Origin of the sequence: Streptococcus varani (assembly GCF_001375655.1) — a bacterium.
Taxonomy (GTDB): Bacteria; Bacillota; Bacilli; order Lactobacillales; family Streptococcaceae; genus Streptococcus; species Streptococcus varani.
Genome location: NZ_CTEN01000016.1, coordinates 1 through 941, shown reverse-complemented (window position 1 = coordinate 941; position 941 = coordinate 1). Strand labels below are relative to the sequence as shown.

1 pseudogene is annotated in these 941 nt (G+C 40.0%); it reads left to right on the top strand.

The window, feature by feature from the left end:
* A pseudogene (locus tag BN1356_RS12410) lies at positions 1–885 on the top strand (IS30 family transposase); the annotation flags it as partial.
* Positions 886–941: the final 56 nt, after the last annotated feature.

The following is a 941-nucleotide window of genomic DNA, read 5'->3' as shown; positions in this document are numbered from 1 at the left end:
CTCCACATGTGAAATCAAACGTGGTTCGGTGGATCAGGTAGAGGAAAGAAAGGGAAACGTACCTATTTCAGTGCCTATTTCGCTGATAGCGGACAGCGTGTCTATGAATCCAATCGTCAAAAGTGCTCTTATCTCAAGTTGAATGACTGCTCCGCTAAATTCATTGAGCAATTAGGATATGCCTTGAAAGCTAAAATTCGTCTTCATAGCGTAGATAGTTTCGTTCAGACTTATAAAGCAAATCATCCTGAGGAGGTTGTTCCCTCTACCAAAACCATTTATCGCTATATCAAAGAGGGGCTGTTAGTTATAAAACCAATCGATTTACCTAAGATGGTCAGTATCAGGAAACGTTCTAAGCCAGTCATTAAGACGAATAAGAAAACTTTAGGTCAGTCTATCGAAGAACGTCCTGAGTGTATCAATGACCGTTCTGAATTTGGTCATTGGGAGATTGACTTGGTTCTTGGAAAGAAAACCAAAGGTGAAGCTGTTGTTTTGACTTTGGTAGAGCGCCAGACACGCTATGCACTAGGAGTTAAGCTAGAAGACAAACAGTCCCATACCATTAATTGTGCTGTCAAACAACTTACAAGTCAGTATCCTATTGCATCCATTACAGCTGATAATGGTTCTGAATTTAGTTTACTCTCAGACTTGGAAGCTGTTGATGTTTACTTTGCACATCCATATTCTTCACATGAGAGAGGTACAAATGAGAACTTCAATGGTCTCCTCAGAGAATATATCCCTAAAGGAAACTCTTTTAATTCACTAACCTCTGAAGAACTTGACAACTATATCACAGCCATCAATGAGCGCCCGAGACGACTTCTTCAATACCAATCTTCAAAATTCCTATTTGGGATAGCCCAAATAGCTTAACCTCTGGATCTCTAGTTATCAATCAACTTGTTGCACTTGACTTGACAACATGCGGT